The sequence below is a fragment of the Spirillospora sp. CA-128828 genome (assembly GCF_050945415.1).
Classification (GTDB): Bacteria; Actinomycetota; Actinomycetes; order Streptosporangiales; family Streptosporangiaceae; genus Spirillospora.
Map to the genome: position 1 here is coordinate 2,462,865 of NZ_CP191986.1, position 22,050 is coordinate 2,484,914.

The 22,050-nt window shown below is 71.9% G+C and carries 20 protein-coding genes and 1 pseudogene; 14 read left to right on the forward strand and 7 right to left on the reverse strand.

Features of this window, described 5'->3' with window-relative positions; genetic code table 11:
* Window positions 1–65: 65 nt before the first annotated feature.
* Window positions 66–1,409 (forward strand): hypothetical protein, encoded by a 1,344-nt coding sequence (locus ACQPXG_RS12300; RefSeq protein WP_433467786.1) that lies wholly within the window; start codon window positions 66–68, stop codon window positions 1,407–1,409.
* An 80-nt stretch (window positions 1,410–1,489) separates the two neighbouring features.
* On the opposite strand, the gene ACQPXG_RS12305 is transcribed toward ACQPXG_RS12300, so the two are convergent.
* Window positions 1,490–1,723 carry a DUF397 domain-containing protein gene (locus ACQPXG_RS12305; protein ID WP_433467787.1) on the reverse strand — a complete coding sequence of 78 codons (234 nt, stop codon included), beginning with the start codon at window positions 1,721–1,723 and terminating at the stop codon, window positions 1,490–1,492.
* Window positions 1,724–1,887: 164 nt separating this feature from the next.
* Between ACQPXG_RS12305 and ACQPXG_RS12310 the strand changes: the two genes are divergently transcribed.
* Window positions 1,888–2,466 (forward strand): RNA polymerase sigma factor, encoded by a 579-nt coding sequence (locus ACQPXG_RS12310; RefSeq protein WP_433467788.1) that lies wholly within the window; start codon window positions 1,888–1,890, stop codon window positions 2,464–2,466.
* Window positions 2,463–3,458: a CU044_5270 family protein gene (locus tag ACQPXG_RS12315; RefSeq protein WP_433467789.1), complete on the forward strand. Its 996-nt coding sequence runs from the start codon at window positions 2,463–2,465 to the stop codon at window positions 3,456–3,458. The genes ACQPXG_RS12310 and ACQPXG_RS12315 overlap by 4 nt, the downstream gene beginning before the upstream one ends.
* A 36-nt stretch (window positions 3,459–3,494) precedes the next feature.
* On the opposite strand, the gene ACQPXG_RS12320 is transcribed toward ACQPXG_RS12315, so the two are convergent.
* Window positions 3,495–4,127: a TetR family transcriptional regulator gene (locus ACQPXG_RS12320; protein WP_433467790.1), complete on the reverse strand. Its 633-nt coding sequence runs from the start codon at window positions 4,125–4,127 to the stop codon at window positions 3,495–3,497.
* A 230-nt stretch (window positions 4,128–4,357) separates the two neighbouring features.
* Between ACQPXG_RS12320 and ACQPXG_RS12325 the strand changes: the two genes are divergently transcribed.
* From ACQPXG_RS12325 to ACQPXG_RS12335, 3 genes are read left to right on the forward strand one after another with little or no spacing between them, the layout of a single operon-like run.
* A complete protein-coding gene (locus ACQPXG_RS12325; protein ID WP_433467791.1) occupies window positions 4,358–5,980 on the forward strand; it encodes an AMP-binding protein in 1,623 nt (540 codons plus the stop codon).
* The gene (locus ACQPXG_RS12330) at window positions 5,981–7,087 is read left to right on the forward strand and encodes an acyl-CoA dehydrogenase family protein (protein WP_433467792.1); all 1,107 of its coding nucleotides are present in this window, start codon (window positions 5,981–5,983) and stop codon (window positions 7,085–7,087) included.
* Complete coding sequence (locus ACQPXG_RS12335; RefSeq protein WP_433467793.1) at window positions 7,088–8,260, forward strand: acyl-CoA dehydrogenase family protein; 1,173 nt, start codon at window positions 7,088–7,090, stop codon at window positions 8,258–8,260.
* 23 nt (window positions 8,261–8,283) lie between these two features.
* On the opposite strand, the gene ACQPXG_RS12340 is transcribed toward ACQPXG_RS12335, so the two are convergent.
* From ACQPXG_RS12340 to ACQPXG_RS12350, 3 genes and pseudogenes are all read right to left on the reverse strand, one after another.
* Window positions 8,284–9,291: a pyridoxal-dependent decarboxylase gene (locus tag ACQPXG_RS12340; RefSeq protein WP_433469950.1), complete on the reverse strand. Its 1,008-nt coding sequence runs from the start codon at window positions 9,289–9,291 to the stop codon at window positions 8,284–8,286.
* Window positions 9,210–9,554, reverse strand: a pseudogene (locus ACQPXG_RS12345) (pyridoxal-dependent decarboxylase); the annotation flags it as partial. The gene ACQPXG_RS12340 and the pseudogene ACQPXG_RS12345, both read right to left, overlap by 82 nt.
* Before the next feature lie 269 nt (window positions 9,555–9,823).
* Entirely contained in the window at window positions 9,824–10,495 is a 672-nt protein-coding gene (locus ACQPXG_RS12350) for a TetR family transcriptional regulator (protein WP_433467794.1), read from the reverse strand.
* 140 nt (window positions 10,496–10,635) lie between these two features.
* Between ACQPXG_RS12350 and ACQPXG_RS12355 the strand changes: the two genes are divergently transcribed.
* Entirely contained in the window at window positions 10,636–12,255 is a 1,620-nt protein-coding gene (locus ACQPXG_RS12355; protein ID WP_433467795.1) for an MFS transporter, read from the forward strand.
* Between the two features lie 24 nt (window positions 12,256–12,279).
* Complete coding sequence (locus ACQPXG_RS12360) at window positions 12,280–13,002, forward strand: rhomboid-like protein (protein WP_433467796.1); 723 nt, start codon at window positions 12,280–12,282, stop codon at window positions 13,000–13,002.
* A 16-nt stretch (window positions 13,003–13,018) separates the two neighbouring features.
* Here ACQPXG_RS12360 and ACQPXG_RS12365 read toward each other — a convergent pair whose 3' ends face one another.
* A complete protein-coding gene (locus ACQPXG_RS12365; RefSeq protein WP_433467797.1) occupies window positions 13,019–14,242 on the reverse strand; it encodes an RNA polymerase sigma factor in 1,224 nt (407 codons plus the stop codon).
* A 255-nt stretch (window positions 14,243–14,497) separates the two neighbouring features.
* On the opposite strand from ACQPXG_RS12365, the gene egtA reads away from it, so the two are divergent.
* Genes egtA through egtD form a run of 4 tightly spaced genes read left to right on the forward strand, consistent with a single transcriptional unit; the run spans window position 14,498 to window position 18,731 of the window.
* On the forward strand, window positions 14,498–15,697 hold the full coding sequence (gene egtA / locus ACQPXG_RS12370; RefSeq protein ID WP_433467798.1) for an ergothioneine biosynthesis glutamate--cysteine ligase EgtA: 1,200 nt from the start codon (window positions 14,498–14,500) through the stop codon (window positions 15,695–15,697).
* The gene (egtB, locus tag ACQPXG_RS12375; RefSeq protein WP_433467799.1) at window positions 15,694–17,028 is read left to right on the forward strand and encodes an ergothioneine biosynthesis protein EgtB; all 1,335 of its coding nucleotides are present in this window, start codon (window positions 15,694–15,696) and stop codon (window positions 17,026–17,028) included. The genes egtA and egtB overlap by 4 nt, the downstream gene beginning before the upstream one ends.
* Window positions 17,029–17,763, forward strand: coding sequence for an ergothioneine biosynthesis protein EgtC (gene egtC / locus ACQPXG_RS12380; RefSeq protein ID WP_433467800.1), 735 nt, complete (start codon window positions 17,029–17,031; stop codon window positions 17,761–17,763).
* Window positions 17,764–17,774: 11 nt separating this feature from the next.
* Entirely contained in the window at window positions 17,775–18,731 is a 957-nt protein-coding gene (gene egtD / locus ACQPXG_RS12385; protein ID WP_433467801.1) for an L-histidine N(alpha)-methyltransferase, read from the forward strand.
* Between the two features lie 3 nt (window positions 18,732–18,734).
* Here the strand turns inward: egtD and ACQPXG_RS12390 are convergent, their stop codons facing one another.
* Window positions 18,735–19,502 (reverse strand): SGNH/GDSL hydrolase family protein, encoded by a 768-nt coding sequence (locus ACQPXG_RS12390; RefSeq protein ID WP_433467802.1) that lies wholly within the window; start codon window positions 19,500–19,502, stop codon window positions 18,735–18,737.
* A gap of 190 nt (window positions 19,503–19,692) precedes the next feature.
* Between ACQPXG_RS12390 and ACQPXG_RS12395 the strand changes: the two genes are divergently transcribed.
* Both ACQPXG_RS12395 and ACQPXG_RS12400 read left to right on the forward strand, forming a co-directional pair.
* On the forward strand, window positions 19,693–20,844 hold the full coding sequence (locus ACQPXG_RS12395) for an acyltransferase family protein (RefSeq protein WP_433467803.1): 1,152 nt from the start codon (window positions 19,693–19,695) through the stop codon (window positions 20,842–20,844).
* Window positions 20,759–21,919, forward strand: coding sequence for a hypothetical protein (locus tag ACQPXG_RS12400; protein ID WP_433467804.1), 1,161 nt, complete (start codon window positions 20,759–20,761; stop codon window positions 21,917–21,919). Before ACQPXG_RS12395 ends, ACQPXG_RS12400 begins: the two co-directional genes overlap by 86 nt.
* Window positions 21,920–22,050: the final 131 nt, after the last annotated feature.

A 22,050-nucleotide genomic window follows, 5' to 3' on the forward strand; every position in this document is an offset into this window, starting at 1 on the left:
CTCCGTGGCGACCAACATTCGACAAAATCATGACGTTCGTGGCATCCGAGTCCAGAGGATCACCCATGAAACGACTACGGGCAGGTGCCCTCGCCGCCGTCCTGGCGGTGCCCGCGGCCCTGACGCCGACCGTCGCCCACGCGTCCGCCGACCCCGCCCACTACACCGGGACCCTTCCCGACGGCGCCACCTGGATCGCCGACGTGCCGGCGGGCTGGAACGGGACGCTCGTCCTGTTCAGCCACGGATTCGGCCCCCTCACCGCCGCCGACCGCCCGAGCGACGCCGCGGGAAAGGCCCTCCTCGACCGCGGCTACGCGCTCGCCGGCTCGTCCTACGACCCGGACGGCTCCTTGTGGGCGCTCGGCAGCGCGGTGGCGGACCAGGTCGCCGCCAAGGAGGCGATCTCGAAGATCATCGGCCGTCCCCGCTCCACCCTCGCCCTCGGCCAGTCCATGGGCGGCCTCGTCAGTGCCAAGATCGCCGAGACCCGCGCCGTGGACGGGGTGCTCAGCACCTGCGGCATCGTCGGCGGCGGCGTCGACCTCAACAACTACCAGCTCAACGCGGGCCACACGATCGCCGCGCTGCTCGCCCCGTCCCAGCGGATCAAGCTCACCGACTACACCTCGCCCGTCGAGGGAGCCGTGACCGGAGCCCAGCTCACCCAGGCCGTCAAGGACGCCCAGGCCACCCCCGCCGGCCGCGCCCGCATCGCCCTCGCGTCCGCGTTCCTCAACCAGTCGTCCTGGTTCTCCGGCGACACCGAACCGCCCCGCCGCGACTACGCCGAACAGGAACGCCAGCAGTACCAGTGGCTCACCTCGGGTGTCCTCACCTTCATCTTCGGCGGCCGCTACTCCATCGACCAGGCCGCCGGCGGTGACAGCGCGTGGAACAAGGGCCTGAACTACTCACGCCTGCTCACCGGGTCGGCGAACGTCCGCCAGGTGAAGGCCCTCTACCGCGCCGCCGGACTGAACCTGAAGACCGACCTCGCCGCCCTCACCACGAAGGCCGCCAAGCAGGTCGAGCCGTCGCCGCTCGCCTGGATGACCCGTACGTCCGAACCCACCGGACGCATCAACGTCCCGACGCTGAACATTCACACGATCTCCGACCAGCTCGTCCCCGTGGAACACGAGAACGAGTACGCCAGGGCGGTTCGCGCCGCAGGCCGCACGCGCCTGCTGCGCCAGGCCTACGTCCACCGCATCGGCCACTGCAACTTCACGGCATCCGAATACGTGGCCAGCCTCCAGACCCTGGAAAAGCGCGTCAAGACCGGCCACTGGCCCGACACCACGGCGAAGGCTCTGAACGAGAAGGCGGAGTCCCTCTCCCTGGACGCTTCCGCCTTCCTCCGCTACCGTCCGAACCCGCTGACAGTGCAGCCGGCCCGCCCATAGCGGACCGCGATCCACCGTGTCCGGGTGGGGCGGAGCGTGCGAACGCCCCCGGCTGCGGCCGGGGGCGTTCGTGGTTCGGGTCAGGGGGCCTCGGTGGGGTCTTCCAGGAGGTCGTCGAACTCGCCGTCCTTGACGCCGGCGATGAAGGCGTCCCACTCGGCCTCGGTGAAGTAGAGGATCGGGCCCTTGGGGTTCTTGGCGTCGCGCATGACGACGGCCCGCTCACCGAAGTCCTTGTGCTGGACGGGGACGTCCTTTCCATCGATGAACTCGATGATGACCCCGTCGCTGAGGATCGGTTCCTGCTCGGTCACTGGCACACCTTCTTCGTCCTGGCTCCTGTCGAGGCCAAGGCTAGTAGTGATGCCGCGTCCGGCACACGGGAACGCGTCCCGCGCGAACGCGCGGCGGGGGATCGGTGAAGCAGGAGTGACGACCCGCACTCCGAAAGGCACGACATGACCCGAGAAAGACCGGCATGGTCGCGGTGACCGCCGGGGACGCCGAGATCGTCCGGCGGTCCCGGTACGAGCCCGAGTGCTTCGCCGCGCTCTTCGACCGGCACTACCCGGTGATCCACGGGTACGCGGCGCGGCGGCTCGGCCGGGGGCTCGCCGACGACGTCGCCGCCGAGACGTTCCTGATCGCCTTCGACCGCCGCGAGCGCTACGACGTGTCGCGGGACGACGCGCGGCCCTGGCTGTACGGGATCGCGTCCAACCTCATCGCCCGGCATCACCGCGCCGAGGTGCGCCAGTACCGGGCGCTCGCCAGGACCGGGACGTCCGGGACCGCCGAAGGGCACGCCGACGCCGTCGCCGGGCGCATCGACGCGCAGGCGGCGCGGGGCCCGCTGGCGGCGGCGCTCGGCGGGCTGGCGCGCGGCGACCGGGACGTCCTGCTGCTCGTCGCGTGGGCGCAGCTCAGCCTCCAGGAGGCGGCCGCGGCGCTCGGCATACCGGCCGGGACGGCGCGGTCCCGGCTGCACCGGGCCCGCAAGAAGATCCGCGCCGTGCTGGGCGAGACCGACCCGACCACCCTGGGAGACGACACATGAACGACCTCGACATCCTGCGCGACGCCTGGGCCGAGCCCGAGGCGCCCGCGGACACGTCGCGCGCCGCCGCCCGGACGGCTCTGCTGGAGCGCGCGTCCGGCGGCGGCTCCGTGCGGAAGAAGGCCGTCCGGCTGCCGCGGTTCGGTGTGCGGCTCGCGGTGGTGGGCGCGCTCGCCGCCGCCGTCGCGGTGGGCGTGACCGTCGTGCAGACGGGTGGCGGCACCGACGAGCACGGGCGGCCCCGTCCGGTGGTGCCGGGGGTTCCGGCGGGGCCGGTGGCCAACGCGTCGCAGGCGCTCGAACGGGCCGCCCGCGCCGCGGAGACGCGGCCGTTCACGCCGCCCCGGCCCGACCAGTGGATCTACGTCGAGAAGCGGATGCGAACCGGCCCCCATCCGAACGGCTCGCTGTCCACGGATCCCCGCGACACCGTGGTGACGCGCGAGTGGAAGCGCGCCGACGGCACGCAGGTCGCGGGTCTGGAGAAGGGCAAGCTCGTGTTCTCCGGAACGATGCCGACGACACCGCCGTCCGACTACGCGTCCCTGGCCGCGCTGCCGACCGACCCGACCGCGCTGCTGCGGCGGATCTACAAGGACATGGGCGGGCTCGGCGGCACCGCGGAAGGGCGCTACTCGACCGCGTACGCGATGCTCGGCGCCATCCTGCGGGACAACGTCCTGCCGCCGAAGACAGAGGCGGCCGTGTTCAGGGCGATCGAGCAGATCCCCGGCGTGACGCTCGTCAAGGGACGGGTGGACGCGGCCGGACGTCCGGCACTGGGGCTCGGGCGCGTCGCCGAGGGCTGGCTCCATGAGGAACTGCTCCTGGATCCGGCCACCTACGCCTACCTCGGCGAACGGTCGGTCGCGCTGAAGGACCACACGAGCCGCGGCCTGGACGGCAGCGTGTCGGTGAAGAAGGGCGAGCTGCAGAACCTCACCGTCCGCCTCCGGGCGGGCATCGTGGACAAGGCGGGGCAGCGGCCCTGACGCGAGGCGGAGGGCGGCCGGGGACGGCCGCCCTCGTCAGCCGTCGATGAGCAGGCGGGCGGCGGTGATCTCCAGCCGGGCCTGGATCTCCTCGGCGGTCGCGTTGCCGCGCAGCATCTCGATCATCTCCATCGTCCAGATGCCGGACAGTGCACGGGCCGCGAGACGGCGCGGGTCGTCGGCGGGGATGTCCTCCGGCGGGCCGGACGCGGCACGCAGCAGCAGCTCGCTCATCCGGTCGCCGAAGTCGGTCTTGACGTCCGACAGCAGCAGCGACCGGATCAGCGCCTCGGCGAGCTCCGGCTCGCGCATCAGCCCGCGGGTGGCGCGCATCAGCACCTCCACGGCCCGCTCCGGGGCCGCGCCGGCGCGCGGGGGACGGCGCTCGATGCTGCCTTCGAGGAGGTCGAGCTCCTCGCTGACGACGGCGACGACCAGGTCCATCTTGGACGGGAAGTAGCGGTAGAGGGTGCCGAGGGCGACCCCGGCGCGTTCGGAGACGGTGCGCATCTGCATCGCCTCGATGCCGCCGCGCGATGCGAGCGCCGCGGCGGCCTGGACGATACGCTTGCGCCGCTGGTGCTGGCTGCGGGAGCGCGCGCCCTGGCCGGCCGCCTGGCCCCGGGCCTCGTCCCCGGTCACTGTCGGCTCTGCGGTCACGGTCGTCATCCCTTCTGTGCGGGCTCGGACGCCCGACGTGTCCCGCCCAGCGTACCGCTCTCACGAGAACGTGTTATCTGATCGTCCGATCGCCGTCCACTGGCGGGCCGTCGCCGCGCACCCGATCCATGCTGACATGCCAGGCGAATAGGGGCGTGAACGTGGACGATCAGACCTCTGGACACAGACTAGAATCTGTTCTACTTTTTCGCCGTGGGGTGGAGCAGGGAGGTGGGCCCGTGAGCGTCGCGGCACTGCTGGAGGCGAGGGCGGACGACGACCGTCCCGGGTTGCGGTCCGCCGACGACGGCCGGGCCTGGACGTGGCGGGAGGTCGTCGCCGAATGCGCGGTCCGCGCGGCCTGGATGCGGAGCAAGGCGGGCAAGGAACGTCCGCTCCACGTGGGCGTGCTGCTCGACAACCTCCCTGAGATCGTGTTCCTCCTCGGCGGTGCGGCACTGTCGGGTGCGGTGGTGGTCGCGCTGAACCCCACCCGGAGCGCGGCCGAGCTGGCGGGTGACGCCGAACGCGCCGACTGTGATCTCGTTCTCACCCAGCCGCGCCACGCCGAGCAGGCCGCCGCTCTCGGGCTTCCCGTCCAGGACGTGGACGCCTTCCGTGATTCGCTCGCCCCCTTCGACGGGTCCCCACTTCCGGACACCTCGGCCATCGGGCCCGCCACCCTGCTCATGCTGATCTTCACTTCCGGGACGTCGGGACGGCCGCGCGCCGTCCGCGTCACCCACCGGAAGATGGTCGTGCCGGGGGAGATGCTCGCCGAGCGCATGCTGTCCCCGGAGTCGGTCGTCTACTGCCCGATGCCGCTGTTCCACTCCGGCGCGGTCATGGCGGCCTACGCGCCCGCGCTGGCCGCCGGCGCCGAACTGGTGCTGCGCGGCCGGTTCTCGGCGTCCGCCGTCCTGCCCGACGTGCGCGCCCACGGCTGCACCTATCTGCACTATGTCGGAAAGGCGCTGTCGTATGTGCTGGCCACCCCGGCCAAGGTGGACGACGCGGACAACCCGGTGCAGTTCGCGTTCGGGAACGAGGCGGCGCCGCTGGAGCAGAAGACCTTCGGGGAGCGGTTCGGCTGCTTCGTCATCGACGGCTACGGCTCGACCGAGACCGCGATCTCGCTGGCGCCCGACCCGTTCGGCCCGCAGGGCGCGCTCGGGAGACTCGCCGAAGGCGTCGCGATCCTCGACCCGGCGACCGGCCGGCCCTGCCCGCCCGCCGCCTTCGACGGCGCCGGACGCGTGGTGAACGGTGACGAGGCCATCGGCGAACTCGTCAAGACCGGCGACCTCGGCCTGTTCGACGGCTACTACAAGGAGGACGCCCCGGACCGGCTGCGCGGCGGCATGTTCTGGAGCGGCGACCTCGCCTACGCCGACGCGGACGGCTACGTCTTCTTCGCCGGGCGCAGCGCCGACAGACTCCGCGTGGACGGCGAGAACTTCGGCGCCGTCCAGGTGGAACGCGTTCTGGCGGAGCTAACCGGCGTCCGGCAGCTCGCCGTCTACGGGGTGCCGGACGCGGCGTCCGGCGACCAGGTGATGCTGGCCGTCGCCGCCGACGCCTTCGACCCCGAGGCGTTCGCCGCCTACCTGCGCGGACGGGCCGACCTGGGCCCGAAATGGATCCCGCGGTACGTCCGGGTGGCGCGGGAGCTGCCCGCGACCGCCTCCAACAAGATCCTCAAACGCCGGCTGGTCGAGGACGGCTGGCGAACAGACGACCCGGTGTGGTGGCGGCCCGGCCGGGACCTCGCCTACCGCCCGATGACCGAGCGGGACGCGGCCGGGCTGCGGGCCGAGTTCGAGCGGTGCGGCCGGCTGCACCTCCTGGAAGGGAGCGGATGAGTGGACTTCAACCTCGACGAGACCCAGCAAGAGATCAGAGGGCTCGCCGCGGACGTGCTGGCCCGTGAGGCCGCACAGGAGCGGCTGGAGGCGTTCGAGAAGAGCGAGGCCCCCTACGACGCCGTCACGTGGAAGGCGCTCGCGCAGGCGGGACTGCTCGGGATCGTCCTGCCGGAAGACGTGGGCGGCGCCGGGCTCGGCCCGGTCGAGCTCGCGGTGATCCTGCGGGAGGTCGGCGTCCGCGTCGCGCCCGTCCCGGTGTACGCGTCGCTGGCGCTGGCGGCCGTCCCGATCGGGGTGCACGGCACCGCTGAGCAGCGCGGCCTGCTGACCCCGCTCACCGAGGGCGGGACGGTGTTGACAGGCGCGTACCGCGAGGTCGGTCCGGCAGGAGAGATCGCCACGACCGCGCGCAGGGAAGGCGGCGGATACGTCCTCAACGGCGTGAAGACGTTCGTCCCCTATGCCCGGGAGGCGGCGCGCATCCTGATACCGGCGCGCGTCGAGGGCGAGGGCGTCGGGGTCTTCCTCGTCGAGCCCTCCGCCGTGACGATCACCGGGCAGCCGTCGGCGACGAGCGAGCCCCTCTCGCGCGTCGCCCTGGACGACGCCCGGGTCGGCGCGGACGCCCTCCTCGGCGGCACCGCGGACGGCGCCGCCTGGGACACCCTGCGCCGATCCGCCGTCGCGGGCGCGGTCGCCATCGCGTCCGGCGTCATCGAGGGCGCGCTGGAGCTGACCAAGGAGTACACCAGGACACGCGAGCAGTTCGATCGCGCCCTCGCGCAGTTCCAGGCGGTCACGATGCAGATCAGCGACGTCTACATCGCCAAGCGCGCGCTGGACGTGGCCGTCTGGGCGGGCGTGTGGCGCCTCGCGCAAGGCGCGGCCGACGCCGAGGAGATCCTGACCATCGCCGCCTACAACACGTGCGATCCCGTCATGAAGGCGCTCTACACCTGCCAGCACCTGCACGGCGGCATCGGCCTGGACGTCACCTACCCGCTGCACCGCTACTTCGCCTGGGGCAAGCACTGCGGGCACCTGCTCGGCGGCGGGGAAGACCGTCTCGACGCACTCGGCGCCCTCGTCGCACAGGAGGCTTAAGTGTTCATCGACCTGACCGACGAGCAGAAGAAGCTCCGCGCCGAACTGCGCGAGTACTTCGAGAACTGCCTCACCGCGGAGCAGCGCGCCGCCATCCTCGCCGACCCGTTCGGCCCCGCCTACATGGAGCACTGCAGGCGCCTCGGACGCGACGGGATGCTCGGCGTCGCGCTGCCGAAGGAGTACGGCGGCCGCGGCTACGGCCCGGTCGAGCAGACGATCTTCGCCACCGAGATCGCCCGCGCCGAGGTCACCTACCCGCTCATCACGCTGAACTCCGTGGCGCCGACGATCCTGCAGTACGGGTCGGACGCCCACAAGGAGTTCTTCATCCCGCGCATCCTCGCCGGCGAGTGCCACTTCGCGATCGGCTACAGCGAACCGGGCGCGGGCACCGACCTCGCGGCCCTGCGCACCACCGCCGTGCGCGACGGCGACCACTACGTCGTCAACGGCCAGAAGATCTTCACCTCCGGTGCGCACCACGCCGACTACGTCTGGCTCGCGGCCCGCACCGACCCGGACGCCAAGAAGCACAAGGGCATCTCGATGCTCATCGTGGACTGCAAGGACCCGGGCTTCTCCTGGACGCCGATCATCACGATGGACGGCGCCCACCACACGAACTCGACGTACTTCCAGGACATCCGCGTCCCCGCCGACATGCTGATCGGCGAGGAGAACAAGGGCTGGGACCTCATCGTCAACCAGCTCAACCACGAGCGGGTCACGCTCGGCCCGGCCGGCAACATCGGGCACACCTGCATCCGCTTCGAGCGCTGGGCCCGCACCACCGCGGGGCCGGACGGGCGTCCGCTCATCGAGGCGCCCGCCGTCCGCCGCGCGCTCGCCCAGGTCTACGCCTACCTGCGCGTCAACGAGATCCTGAACTGGCAGGTCGCCGCGAACCAGGACCTCGGCTGGCTCGGCGCGGCGGACGCGTCCGCCACCAAGATCTACTCTTCGGAGCGGATGCAGGAGGTCGGCCGGATCGTCGGCGACGTCCTCGCCCGGTACGGCGACCCCGGCGACCCGGAGACGGCCCGGTTCACGGCGGCGCTCGACCGGCTGGCGAAGGGCGCGCTCGTGCTGACCTTCGGCGGCGGCGTCAACGAGATCCAGCGGGAACTCATCGCCATGATCGGCCTCGGCCTGCCCCGGGCCCCGCGCTAGTACCGGGTGACCTGTCCGGATCCTCAGACCTTTCCGGCGCGTGCTTTCTTGGGTTCGGCGCCGTGGGCGAAGCCGGTCGCCTCGCCGGGGTCGCGCTGGGGTTCTCTCTGGGAGCGCAGCCGGGGCACGACGCGGCGCAGGTCGTCCAGGAACAGCTCGGCGAGGTCGTGCCCGAACCCGTTGCGCACGACGACGCGCAGGACGGCGAGGTCGGTGCGGTTCTCGGGGAAGGTGTAGGCGGGCACCAGCCAGCCGGACTCGCGCAGGGCGGCGGAGACGTCGAAGACCGTGAAGTTGCCGATGTCCTCCCGGACCCGGAAGGCGAACACCGGGAGGTCGCCGCCGCCGGTGAGCGTCTCGAACTGCCCGAGCCGGCCGATCTCGTCGGCCAGCCGGGTGGCGACGTCCCGGCAGGTCTGCTGGACGCGGCGGTATCCCTCGAAGCCGAGCCGCAGGAAGGTGTAGTACTGCGCGACGACCTGCGCGCCGGGCCTGGAGAAGTTCAGCGCGAACGTCGGCATGTCCCCGCCGAGGTAGTTGACGTGGAAGACCAGCTCGTCCGGCAGGGCGTCCTCGTCCCGCCACAGTGCCCAGCCCACGCCCGGCATGACCAGGCCGTACTTGTGGCCGGACGTGTTGATCGACGCCACGCGCGGCAGCCGGAAGTCCCATGGCAGGTCCGGGTCGAGGAACGGCGCGATCATCGCGCCGGAGGCGCCGTCCACGTGGATCGGGACGTCCAGCCCGGTCCTGGTCTGCAGGTCGTCGAGCGCGGACGCGATCTCCGCGACGGGTTCGTAGCTTCCGTCGAACGTGGACCCGAGGACGGCGACGACCCCGATGGTGTTCTCGTCGCACAGCTCGGCCGCCTCCCGGGCGCCGAGGTGGTACCGGTCGCCTCCATCGGCACGTACCGGGGCTCGACCTCGAAGTAGTCCGCGAACTTCTCCCAGCAGATCTGCACGTTCACGCCCATGACGACGTTCGGCCGGTCCGCCGGCTCGCCCGCGTCCCGCCGCCGTTTCCGCCAGCGGCGCTTGAGCGCGAGCCCGCCGAGCATGGCGGCCTCGCTCGATCCGGTGGTCGAGCAGCCCACCGTCCGGCGCGGGTTCTCGGCGTGCCACAGCCGGGCGAGCATGTGCACGCAGCGCAGCTCCAGCTCGGCGGTGCGCGGGTACTCGTCCTTGTCGATCATGTTCTTCTCGGCGCACTCGGCCATCAGCCGCAGCGCCTCCGGCTCCGCCCACGTGGACACGAACGTCGCGAGGTTCAGCCGCGCGTTGCCGTCCAGCATCAGCTCGTCGTGGACCACCTGGTAGGCGGTGCCCGGGTCCAGCTCCCCGGCGGGCAGCGCGTACCGGGGGATGGTCAGCGGCTCGCGGCTGAAGATCGGGTTGATCCGCAGGTCGCGGCGGCCGCGATCGGCGCCGCGGGGATGCTTCAAGGCCAAGTCGCCGCCCTCCTCCGCGCGGGGACGGGACGTCCCCCCGGCTCCGCACGGAGTACCCGCCGCGCCCCCTCCCACACCGGGAGGGTGCGGCGCCGGCGCAGGTCAGCGCCGGGTCACTCGGCCGGCGGCGCGGGTTCGTTGAGGCCGCTCTCCAGGATGGCGAACGCCTGGTCGACCGTCTCCGACAGCGTGCCGAACGTCCCGCCGAGGCGGCGGGTGACGTCGGCGGCGGCCTGGAAGGCGCAGCTCGTCGCGGCGGCGACGACGTGCGGGCGCAGGTCGGTGGCCAGGTCCAGGCCCATCCGCCCGGCGACGATCTCGGTGAGCAGCGCCTGCTTCTTCTGCGCGTGCTCCAGGCTGCCCGCCAGGAGCGCCGGGCTTTCGCTGGTCATCGTCAGCATGCACTCGAAGCGGTCGGGGTCGAATCCCAGTTCGCCGGCCTCGCAGGCACGTGCGATCTCCACCACGGTGCGCCGCAGCGCAGTCATGATCGGCTCGTCCGGGGGACGCTCGGCCAGCGCGGCCACGACGGCGCGGATCTGCTCCTCCTGGAAGGTGAGCGCGACGTCCTCTTTCGAGGAGAAGTAGCGGAAGAACGTGCGGGACGAGACGTCCACGGCGTCGGCGATCTCCTCGACGGTGGTGGCGTCGAACCCCTTCTCGGCGAAGAGGGTGAACGCCGCGTCGACGAGCGCCTCGCGGGTGCGCTGCTTCTTGCGTTCGCGCCTGCCCGGGGGCTGGGATCCGGGGCCGGGCGAGCCGGTCTCGGGGGCGGTCGCGGTCATGGGCGAAGTGTAATCGTCCGGCGATCGTCCGTCGAGCGGGAGATGGCGTAATGTGAAACATGTCGCGTTGCGACCCTAGGCAGTTGACGACAAGTGTCATGCTGTGACACTTTGAGGGCATGTCAAGCCGGAGGTCGACGATGACTCATTCCCAGGGCGCCGAGACGCTCGAACACGGCGCCGTCCGAATCCCGCCGCGCGGCCAGGCGCGCGGACGTCCCGCAAGACCGGGACACGGGCATCCCTGGCTCACGCTCGTCGCGGTCGCGCTGGGCGTGATGATGGTGGGCCTGGACGCGACCGTCGTGTCCATCGCCAACCCCGCGATCGCCAAGGACCTCGGCGCGAGCCTGTCCGGTCTCCAGTGGGTCACCAACGCCTACCTGCTGGCGCTCGCCGTCACGCTGATCCCGGCCGGGAAGATCGCCGACCGGTTCGGGCGCAAGCGGACCTTCCTCGCCGGCGTCATCGGGTTCGCCGTGTCGTCGCTGCTCATCGGGTTGTCCGGCGGGCTCGGCATGGTGATCTTCTGGCGGGTCGTGCAGGGCTTCGCGGGGGCGCTCCTGCAGCCGGCGAGCCTCGCCATCCTGCGCAACACCTTCCCGGCCGAGCGGCTCAACGCCGCGATCGGCATCTGGGGCTCCACGGTCGGCATCTCCATCGCGGGCGGCCCGATCGTGGCCGGCCTGCTCGTCGAGAACGTCAACTGGGAATCGGTGTTCTTCCTGAACGCCCCGCTCGGCGTGGTCGCGCTGCTGGTGGGTCTGTGGGTGATCCGCGAGTCGCGGGACGAGGAGGCGACCGGCTCGTTCGACCTCCCCGGCGTCGCGCTGCTCACCGGTGCGCTGTTCGCACTGGTCTGGGGGCTCATCAAGGCCGGCGAGAACGGGTTCGGCGACGCCGTGCCGCTCGTGTCGTTCGCCGTGTCCGTCGTGCTGTTCGCCGCGTTCGTCTGGAACGAGCTGCGGGTGGAGCGTCCGCTCCTGCCGCTGAGCCTGTTCCGTTCGGTGTCGCTGTCGGCGGCGACCGGCCTCATCGTCCTCGGCTTCTTCGGGATGTTCGGGACGATCTTCTTCATCACCCTCTACCTTCAGCAGGTGCACGGCATGAGCCCGGTGGACGCCGGCGTCCGGATGCTGCCGATGACCGCCGTGTTCATCGTCGCCTCCCCGGTGGCGGGCGCGCTGACCAGCCGGTTCGGGCCGCGGGTGCCGCTCGTCCTCGGGATGGCGTTCACCGCGACCGCGATGTTCGGCCTGTCGCGAATCGGGGTGGACGCCCCGTACGTCCAGCTGTGGCCCTGGTTCGTGCTGGTCGGGCTGGCCTTCGGCATGGTGATCGTCGCCGGCACGGAGGCGATCGTCGGCAACGCGCCCGCCCACCTCGCGGGTGTCGCGGGCGGGCTCCAGCAGACCGCCGCGCAGGTCGGCGGCGTGCTCGGCACGTCCGTGCTGGGGGTGCTGCTGTCCACCAGGGTCGGGGACGTGCTGTTCGGGCGGCTGACCGACGCCGGGCTGCCCGGCACCGCCGCGCACCAGCTCGAAGGCCAGGGCGGGCTCGTCTCGCAGGGCGTGGCGCCCGTCCCGCCCGGCACGCCGAAACCGGCCGCGGACGCCATCACGACCGGAAGCCACCTCGCGTTCATGGACGGCTTCCAGACGTCCCTGACCGTGGCCGGGGCGGTCGCGCTCGTCGCGATCCTCGCGGCGCTGCTGGTGCGGCGCGGCAGCTCCCCGGTCGAGGGCGCGGCCGCCGCGTAGGGCCGCGGTTAGGCTGCCGGTGTGATGGGTTGCGCGAGGTCGTGGTCCGCGGGGCTGCGCCGGATCCTCCGGTCGTACCCGATGCCGCTGACGTTCCTCGGGCTGTTCGCGGCCATGTGGGCGGTGCAGGTCCTGATCCTGCCGCCGGGCGGCCGGCACGCGGTGATCGCGTGGGCCAGCACCAACCTGGCCAACCTCGCGGTCAACCCGGTCGGGACGATGATCGCGTCGGCGTTCGTCGCCGAGGGGTCGCAGGGCGTGCTGCTCGTCGCGGCGGCGATCGGGCTGTTCCCCATCACCCGGCGGTTCGGCAACCTGCGGGCCGTGGTCCTCGTCGCCGCCTCGCACGTGCTCGGCACCCTCGTCAGCCAGGGGATCGCGCTGGTGAGGCTGGAGGCGGGCCTGCTGTCGGACTCGATCCGCACGATCCCCGACGTCGGGCCGTCCTATGTGCTGTGCGCGGCGCTCGTCGCCGCCTTCCTGTACGGGCGCGGGCGGGTCCGCCGCCTGCTCGCGCTCGCCGGGTGGTGCGCGCTCGTGCCGGTGCTGCTGGACGGCCTGTTCACCCTGGAGATCGCCGCCGTCGGGCACCTGGTGGCCATGCTCACCGGCGCGCTGGTCGGCGGGCTGCTCCTGCTGCTCGAACGCAGGCCTGCTCTTCCGGGGGGTGTGGGGGGTCGCCCCTCCACAGAAGACGGGCCGGTCCCGGCGCCGGGGGCCGAGCCGGCGGTCACCGAGCCCGCGTAGGCCTGAACCAGGCCGGTCAGCCCTGCCCCGGCTCCGGGGTCGGGTTGGTCGTGGGGGTCGGGCTCGGCGTCCCCGAGTCCGGCGGCGGGTCGGACGGGGTGCCCGTCGGCGGCGTCGTCGGGTCGGTGGACCCGCCGTCCGGCGGGGTGGCCGGGTCCGACGGCGTCTGCGGGGGAGTGGTGGTCTGGTCCGGCGGCGTCGACGGCTGCTCCGGTTTCGCCGGGGTGCTCGACGACGGCGGCTTCTTCCGCGCGGGCCCGCTGGGCGAGGACGCCGGGGCCGTACCGCCGCCCTGGGCGCCGCCCGCCTGCTGCGGAGTGCCGTTGGCGCTCGTGACCGGGTTCTGCGACGCGCCGGGCGACCCGTCCACGCGTTCGGAGCCGGTCAGGCCGGGCGCCGGATCCCGCGGGGCGCCGCCACTGGTCGTGGACACCGGGTGAGTCTGGCCTTTGCTCGCCGTCGGGACCAGCGAGGCGGCGCCGCCGCCCTTGGCCGCCGGCCAGGACACCAGCAGCCCGATGACGGCCGCCGCGGACGCGGCGACGCCGGCGGCCGCGCCGAGTCCCTTGGAGACACCGCCGGACAGCCCGCGCTTCGGACGTTCCTTCCGCTCCGGGCCGATCACGACCAGCGGGCTGGGTGCGGCGACGGTCGGCAGCGGCCGGTCCGCCTCCTCCTGGCACGCGGCGAGGACCGGGTCGCGCAGCTCGCGGGGTGCGCGCGAGGGCGCCCGCTTGGCGAGGAGCCGCGGCAGCCGCCCCTTCTCGAACGCCGAGATGAGCTCCAGCTGCGGCTCGGTGCTCCCGCGCATCAGCACGTCGAGGACGCCCCGTTCCAGCCGCGTCCGCGCCGCGTTGAGCAGCTGTGCGACGGTGTCCGGGGCGAGGCCGAGGACGCGGGCGATGTCGTGGGTTTCGAGCCACTCGCCCGCCCACAGCAGCAGCACCTCGCGGTGGTCGGAGCGCAGCCCCGCGGCCGCGCGCAGCAGCGGGTCGGAGCCGGTGAACAGGGGCTCGCCCCGCCCGCCGAGCTCGCCGGTGAACGCGCCGTGCTCGGCGCACGCCGTCCGGGAGAGCGAGTAGAGCCAGAGCACGCTGTCACCGCGCGGCGGCTGGTGCACGGCCGCGCTGAAGGTGTCGGCGAGGGCCGCCGCCGCGAGCCGGTCGCCGACGAGCGACCAGCAGTACGCGTACAGGCGGTCGGCGTGCACGTCGTAGAGAGAGCCCAGGTCCCCGCCCATGTGACCTCCCCGTCCGGTCGTCCAACTTCCGACAAATCGTGCATATCGCTGGTTGACGGGACTCTAGCGCCTTCTGTCAACCCGTGCGAAGTCCGGGGCCGCACGTGACGCCGAACGGCACGGAAGGTAGCTGGTGCGCATGCGGACAGTGACGTTCACGGAGATTTAAGGAAGTTCACGAAAATTAGCGGATTCCTGATCCGGTTCAGCAGGGAAGGATTCGAACCTGTTATCGACTTACTTGAGGAGTCAACGGTGACCCGGCTGACCGTGGACGACGTCTACCAGCACATACGCGGGGTCTGCTTCAAGACCGGCCCGCCCGGGACGGTCGGCGCGGAGACGGAGTGGCTCGTCGTCGACGCCGCCGATCCCGTGGCGCATGTCTCCGGCGAGCGGGTGCGCGCCCTCGTGGACCGGGCCGGGCCTCCGCCCGGCGGCAGCAAGGTCACCTACGAGCCGGGCGGGCAGCTGGAGCTCAGCTCCGCCCCGTTCGACACGCTGGACGGCCTTTACACAGCGCTCGGTCGGGATGTCGACCACGTGCGGGACGTGCTCGCGCCGGACGGGCTCGCGCTCGACGGGCACGGCGTCGACCCCGTCCGGCGCCCCCGGTTCCAGGCCGACCATCCCCGCTACGCCTGCATGCGCGACTACTTCCACGCGGGCGGCTTCCGCGACGCGGGGCTGGCGATGATGTGCTCGACGGCGTCCGTCCAGGTGAACCTGGACATCGGCGCCGACGCCCCGGACGCGTCCCGCCGCTGGCGGCTCGCGCACGCGCTCGGGCCGGTGCTGGTCGCCGCGTTCGCCAACTCGCCGCTGAGGGCCGGCCGCCGCACCGGGCTGCGCTCGTCCCGGCAGGGCATCTGGACCGAGCTGGACCCGTGCCGCACCCTGCCCGTCCTGCGGGACGGCGCGGACGGCGACCCGGCCGAGGCGTGGACGCGGTACGCGCTCGACGCCCAGGTCATGCTCGTCCACACGGCGGAGGGCGAGTGGGTGTCCGATCCGGGCATGTCGTTCCTGGAGTGGCTCAACAAAGGCGAGCCCGCTGAGGACGACCTGACCTACCACCTGTCCACGCTGTTCCCGCCCGTCCGGCCGCGCGGCTGGCTGGAACTGCGCATGATCGACGCGCTGCCGGGCCCGTACTGGCCGGTCCCCGTCGCCGTCGCCACCGCCCTGCTGGACGACCCGGCCGCGTCGCGCGCCGCCGAGGCCGCGGCCGAACCGGTGGCGCACCGGTGGGCGGAGGCGGCCCGGTGCGGGCTGTCCGACGCGTCACTGGCCGCCGCCGCGCGCGCGTGCTTCACGGCGGCGCTGGACGCGCTGCCGCGGCTCGGCGCGTCCTGCCTGGTCCCGCTCGTCGAGGACTACGCCCACCGGTACGTCGAGCGAGGACGCAGCCCCGCCGACGACTCCCCACACTTCGCACTGGAGGATCGGACATGAGCGTCCCGTTCGCGGACGAGGCCGCGCTGAAGGAACTGATCGCCGACGAGCTGGGCGCCGTGCGGGACCGCAGTTTCGGCCTCACCACCGACGTCCTCGCCGGGGACGGCCTCACGGCTCAGGTGTCGCCGCTGATGTCGCCGCTCGTGTGGGACCTCGCGCACGTCGGCAACTACGAGGAACTGTGGCTGCTGCGTACGGCGGGCGGGCAGGAGGCGATGCGTCCGGAGATCGACGACCTGTACGACGCGTTCGAGCATCCGCGTGCCGAACGGCCGACCCTGCCGCTCCTGTCGCCGGACGAGGCCCGCGCCTACATCGGCACGGTCCGGTCCAAGGTGCTCGACTCGTTGTCGTCGGTGCGGTTCGACACCCCGGATCCGCTCACGTCGGGTGGGTTCGTGTACGGGATGGTCGTCCAGCACGAGCACATGCACGACGAGACGATGCTGGCCACGCACCAGTTGCGCCGCGGCACCCCCGCCCTGCTCGACCCCTTGGCGGAGCCTCTGCAGAAGCCTGGTGAGGGCTCCGGCGTGGACGAGGTGCTCATCGAGGCCGGGCCGTTCCAGATGGGCACCTCGGACGAGCCATGGGCGTACGACAACGAACGTCCCGTGCACATCGTCGACCTGCCCGCCTACTACATCGACGTGGAACCGGTCACCAACGCGTCCTACATCGCGTTCATCGAAGCCGGTGGATACGACGACCCGCGTTGGTGGGACTCCGCCGGATGGAAGTGGCGCAACAGCAGTGGCAAGCGCACCCCTGCCTTCTGGGACCGGGAAGGCGGACAGTGGGTGCGGCGCCGGTTCGGGCGGACCGAACCCGTTCCGCCCGGCGAGCCCGTCCAGCACGTGTGCTGGTACGAAGCCGACGCCTACGCGCGCTGGGCCGGGAAACGGCTGCCGACCGAGGCCGAGTGGGAGAAGGCCGCCCGCTGGGACCCGGCCACCGAGCGGTCACGCCGTTACCCCTGGGGCGACGTTTACGAAGAGGGACGCGCCAACCTCGGCCAGCGGACGCTCCATCCGTCCGACACCGGCTCCTACGCGTCCGGTGCTTCGGCGTACGGGGTGAGGCGTCTCCTCGGGGACGTGTGGGAGTGGACGTCGTCGGACTTCCACGGATACCCCGGCTTCCGTTCGTTCCCCTACAAGGAGTACTCGGAAGTCTTCTTCGGGCCCGACTACAAGGTGCTGAGGGGCGGCTCCTGGGCGACGCATCCGCTCGCCATACGCGGATCGTTCCGCAACTGGGACTACCCCATCAGGAGGCAGATCTTCTCCGGGTTCCGCTGTGCCCGCACCCCGGGGGAGGTTCGCTGAATGTGCCGCCATCTCGGCTACCTGGGGCCGGAGCGGACGTTGCACTCGCTCGTCTACGACGGGCAGTACTCCCTGGAGACCCAGGCCTACGCGCCGCGCATGACCCAGGGGAACCTCCTCAACGCCGACGGGTACGGCGTCGGCTGGTACCAGGACGGCGCACCGGTGAGGTTCCGCCGCGCCCAGCCCATCTGGACGGACCAGTCGTTCCGCGAGGTCGCCGGGGCCGTCAGGGCTTCCTGCGCGGTCGCGGCGATCCGGTCGGCGACGGCAGGGTTCCCCGTGGACGAGTCGTGCGCCCAGCCGTTCCGCGCCGGGCCGTGGCTGTTCAGCCACAACGGGAAGATCGAGGGCTACGGCGGCGTCGAGTCCAGGCTCCGTGAGCTGGCCGGAGACGTCGCCGACGTGCCCGACGCCCGTGCACCCGTCGACTCGGCGCCGCTGTTCGCCCTCGCGGTCCGGCACTGGCGGGAGGGCGCGCCGCTCGGCGACGGCCTGGCCGCGGCCCTGGCCGCGATCACCGCGCTCGCGCCCGGCCGCTACAACCTGCTCGCCTCCGACGGGACGTCCCTGGCCGCAACGACCTGGGGCGACTCCCTGTTCGTCCGCGAGGACGGGGACGCGATCCGGATCGCGTCCGAACCGCTCGACGACGACGCCGGCTGGCGCCGCGTCCCGGACCGTTCGCTCGTCACCGCCGGCCTCGCGTCCGGCGTCCGCATCGACCCGCTCTGAAGGAGAACCACGTGGACCGGTTCCTGACCGCCGACGACCTCGCCAAGACGCTCCGCCGGGACGTCCGGGAGGGGCTCACCGGCACGCCCAAGACCCTGCCGCCCAAGTGGTTCTACGACGAGCGCGGCAGCGCGCTCTTCGAGGAGATCACCAAACTGGAGGAGTACTACCCGACCCGGCGCGAGCGGGAGATCCTCACCGCGCGGGCGCCCGACATCGCCGCCGCCACCGGCGCCCGGACCCTGCTCGAACTCGGCGCCGGGTCAGGGGAGAAGACCAGGCTGCTCCTCGACGCGCTGTCCGGCACGCTGCGCTCCTACGTGCCGGTGGACGTCAGCGGAGACTTCCTGGAGGACGCCGCGGCCGGGATCGCCGCCGACCATCCCGGGCTGACCGTCCGGACCGTCGTCGCCGACTACGAGCAGCACCTGCACCTGCTGCCCGGCGGCGAACGGCGCCTCATCGCCTTCCTCGGCGGGACGATCGGCAACATGCCGCCCGCCGAGCGCATCGGGTTCCTCGGCGGCGTGCGCGCCACCATGACCGATGGCGACTTCCTGCTGCTCGGCGCCGACCTCGTCAAGGACGCCGGGCGGCTGGTCCACGCCTACGACGACGCGGCCGGCGTCACCGCCGAATTCAACCGCAACGTCCTGCGCGTCATCGACCGGGAGCTGGACGCGGACTTCGACCCGGACGCGTTCGAGCACGTCGCGGTCTGGAACGAGGCCGAGGAGTGGATCGAGATGCGGCTGCGATCCGTCCGCGCCCAGGACGTCCGCGTCGGCGGGCTCGACCTGGACGTGTCGTTCGCCGCCGGGGAGGAGATGCGCACCGAGATCTCCGCCAAGTTCCGGCGGGAGCGGCTGGAGGCCGAACTCGGCGCCGCCGGGATGGAGCTCGCCGAGTTCTGGACGGACGAGGCGGGCGACTTCTCCCTCACCCTCGCACGGCCCTCGTCCGGCTGACGCTCAGGCCTTCCGGACGGGGTGCGACAGGCCCAGCCGCTTCAGGTCCGCCGCCAGGCGGGTCGCCACGTACAGGTGGCCCGCCGGCGTCGGATGGGTGCGGTCCTGCTTGATGAGCCGGGGCGCGTTGCCCTGGCCGGTCAGCAGGTCACCGGTGATCCACTGTTCGCCGATCGGGTCGACGAACGGGATGCCGAGCTGGCCGGCCAGGTTCTTCAGCGCGTCCCGGACGGCGAGCACGCCGGGCACCGGCGTCCCCGTCCCCCAGAGCGGGCCGAGCACCACGAGGCGGGTGCCGGGCCAGCGCTGCCGGGCGCGTTCGAGCAGCACGTGCGCCGCCGCCGCGACCTGCGCCGGCGGAATCCGGAAGTCGTTGTGGCCGCCGGAGACGATCAGCATGTCCGGTGCCGGACGCCAGCCGAGCTGGCTCTCGAACAGGCCGAGGAACGCGTGCGGCCCGCGGCCCTTCACGACGTACCCGGTGCCGGACCGGCCGCCGACGACGACCTGCCAGCCGAGCAGCCGTGCGGTGGCGGAGGCGTAGGTGGACTCCGCCTCGACGCCCCGGTCGCCGACCGTGTAGCTGTCGCCGAGGAACATCACCACGGGCGGGGCGCCGCGAGGCTCGTCGTTCTTCGCCGGCCCGTCCGCCGCGGCCGGCTTGTGCAACGAACCCGCGAGCACGGAACAACCGGTGAGCGTCACGACCGCCACCAGGCTCAGGCACAGCATCAGAGTCGCCGCGCCGCGACGGGCGCGGCGAGATGTCATGGAGAACCACCAATTGTTCGGGAGACGCACCCGGCATCTTACTGACCCGCCGCCCCCGCCGTGGGCACTCCGAGACCGTGCCCGGGCAATGTTCGACGTGGCCCCCGCAATGTTCAATCGCGGCCTTTCCTCCATCCGGCGTTCACCTCGCGGCTCTGGACGGGAAACCTCGCGACGGGAAGGTTCCGCGGTGACACGACGGGAACGGTTGCGCGAACTCGACCTGCTGCGCTTCGCGGCGGCGACGGCGGTGGTGCTGTACCACTTCACGGGGTTCGGCGGGGCCGGGCCGTGGCCCGCGCCCTCCAGGGACGTGTTCCCCGAGATCGCCCCGGTCACCCGGTTCGGCTATCTCGGCGTCGACCTGTTCTTCGTCATCAGCGGATTCGTGATCCTGATGAGCGCGTGGGGCCGTAGCCCGGGGGAGTTCGGAGTCTCGCGGCTGGTCAGGCTGATGCCCGCGTATTGGGTAAGCGTGCTGCTGGGCGCCTTCGTGTACGGGCTGTTCCGGATGGGGCACGGCGTTCCCGGCCTGGTCATCCCGAACCTGACCATGCTGCAGGGCGGGCTCGGCCTGGAGAACGTGGACGCCGTCTACTGGACGCTCTGGGTCGAACTGCACTTCTACGTGCTCGCCGCCGTCCTCGCGGGTGTCGGAATCACCTATCGGTCCTGCCTCATCTTCATGGCGGCCTGGATGCTCGGCGGTGTCTTCGCCGACGAGGCGGACAGCGACCTGCTCCAGGTGATGCTGATCCCGACCTGGAGTTGCTACTTCATCGCGGGCATGGCGCTCTACATGATCCACCGGTTCGGGCCGACGCTGCTGCTCTGGGGATACGTGGCGGCGTCGTACCTCCTGGCGCTGCACTGGGGCGCCTGGCGGGCGGAGCACGTCTTCCGGGGTGCCGACGAGATCGTCGTCAGCGCCGTCATCACGGGGATCTTCGCGGTGATGATCCTCGTCGCGACGGGCCGCCTGCACCGGCTGCGCTGGCACGGGCTGACCGTCCTCGGGGCGCTGACGTATCCGCTGTACCTCGTCCACTCTCAGGTCGCGCTGCCGCTGCTGGACGCGGTGTACCCGGGGCTCGACAGGTGGGCGGCGCTGGCTGCGGTCGTCGGAGCCTCGCTGCTCGCCGCCTATGCCGTGCACCGGCTGGTCGAACGTCCGGGCGCGGCGTGGCTGCGCGCCCGCCTCAAGGCGTCGTTGAAGCCGATGCGGCAGCCTGCGGAACCGTCTACGTTGGTCGCCCATGGCGATCGGGGTGGACGGGGCGGTACTGACCTCGACGGCAGTGAGCCTCGCGATCGCGCCCCGGTTGAGGCGGCGCGCACCTGACTCCTTGCCCGGGTCTTCGCGGGCCTGGGCGCGTCCAGAAGTGTTCCTGGGACTGGTCGTCGGGCTCGTATACCTGAACCAGGTGCTCTTCACCGTGTACGTGCTCCGCGTACATGACGGCGATGCCTCGTTCATTGCGAAGTACCTGCCAGAGGGCTGGTTCGCACTGGCGGACGGCTCAGCGATGCGCGCCGCGGCAAGCCATTTCCCGATGCCGGAGCTGCTCGCGCCGTCAGTCCTGCGGGTGCAGGCGTTCCTTGAGCTGCCCCTCGTCCTCCTGGCCTATGTCACGGTGCTGCGATGGTTGGCGCGCGATCTGTATCGGTGTCTCGTGAACTCGTGGCTGGTGTGGGCCGCATCGGTCTCCTACACCTTCGTCTTCTGCACGGTCGAGTGGGACCTGCACAACCCCTACACAGTGGACGACATCGTGATCCGATCCATCTCGGCTGTGGTCACCCCGCTGCTGCTCCGCTGGCTGGCCAGGCAGGAGGGCCCTGCCCCAGACCGCCTGTCGTTCACACAGATGCTTCTGTTCGCCGTGTCCGTCTGGGCCTTGGGGCAACTGGTGTTGACCGTGTACGACACCGCGCTTCTGTACAACCTCGGTCATCTGAGCGGGCGCCTGCCAGGTGCGATCGTCGCCGCATGCGCTCTCGTGGGTGCGCGCTGGTTCTCAGGACGGCTGAGCCCTGGAGAAGCGGGGGTGGCGCTCTCGTCCGTCGCCGGTGGGTTGCGCTGGGCCTTGCTCCTCTTTTTCGTCCCCGCACTGGCCGTCCGGTACGGCGTCAATTTCGGTACCCCGCTCATAGCGGTGGCCGCCGGATCGTTCGTCTGTCTGGTGGCCGTCGCGTGCGCTCTGCGGGACGTCCTCGCCGGTCTGGAACCGATGCGGATCGGCCTTTGGGCCGTCCAAGCGGCGGTGGCGCTCCTCGCTGGGGCGGTCACGGGGTACGCCGCGGTCAGCCTGGTGACGGACACCTACTACGAAGCGGGCCTCCTGAGAGGCGCCGCGACCTGCTTCGCCGTCGTCATCACCGTGTGCGCCGTGACCGACCGCCGGCTTCCGGAGTGACGGGATTTGGGCCGGTGTGACACATCTGGGGTGGGGTGCGCTGAAGGAAATGTGGGCGTCCGGTCGATGTGAGCGGGCTTCGATCGGACGCGCCCCCTCCGGCGAGCCCGCCGCCCCCGGGCGGGCCCGCC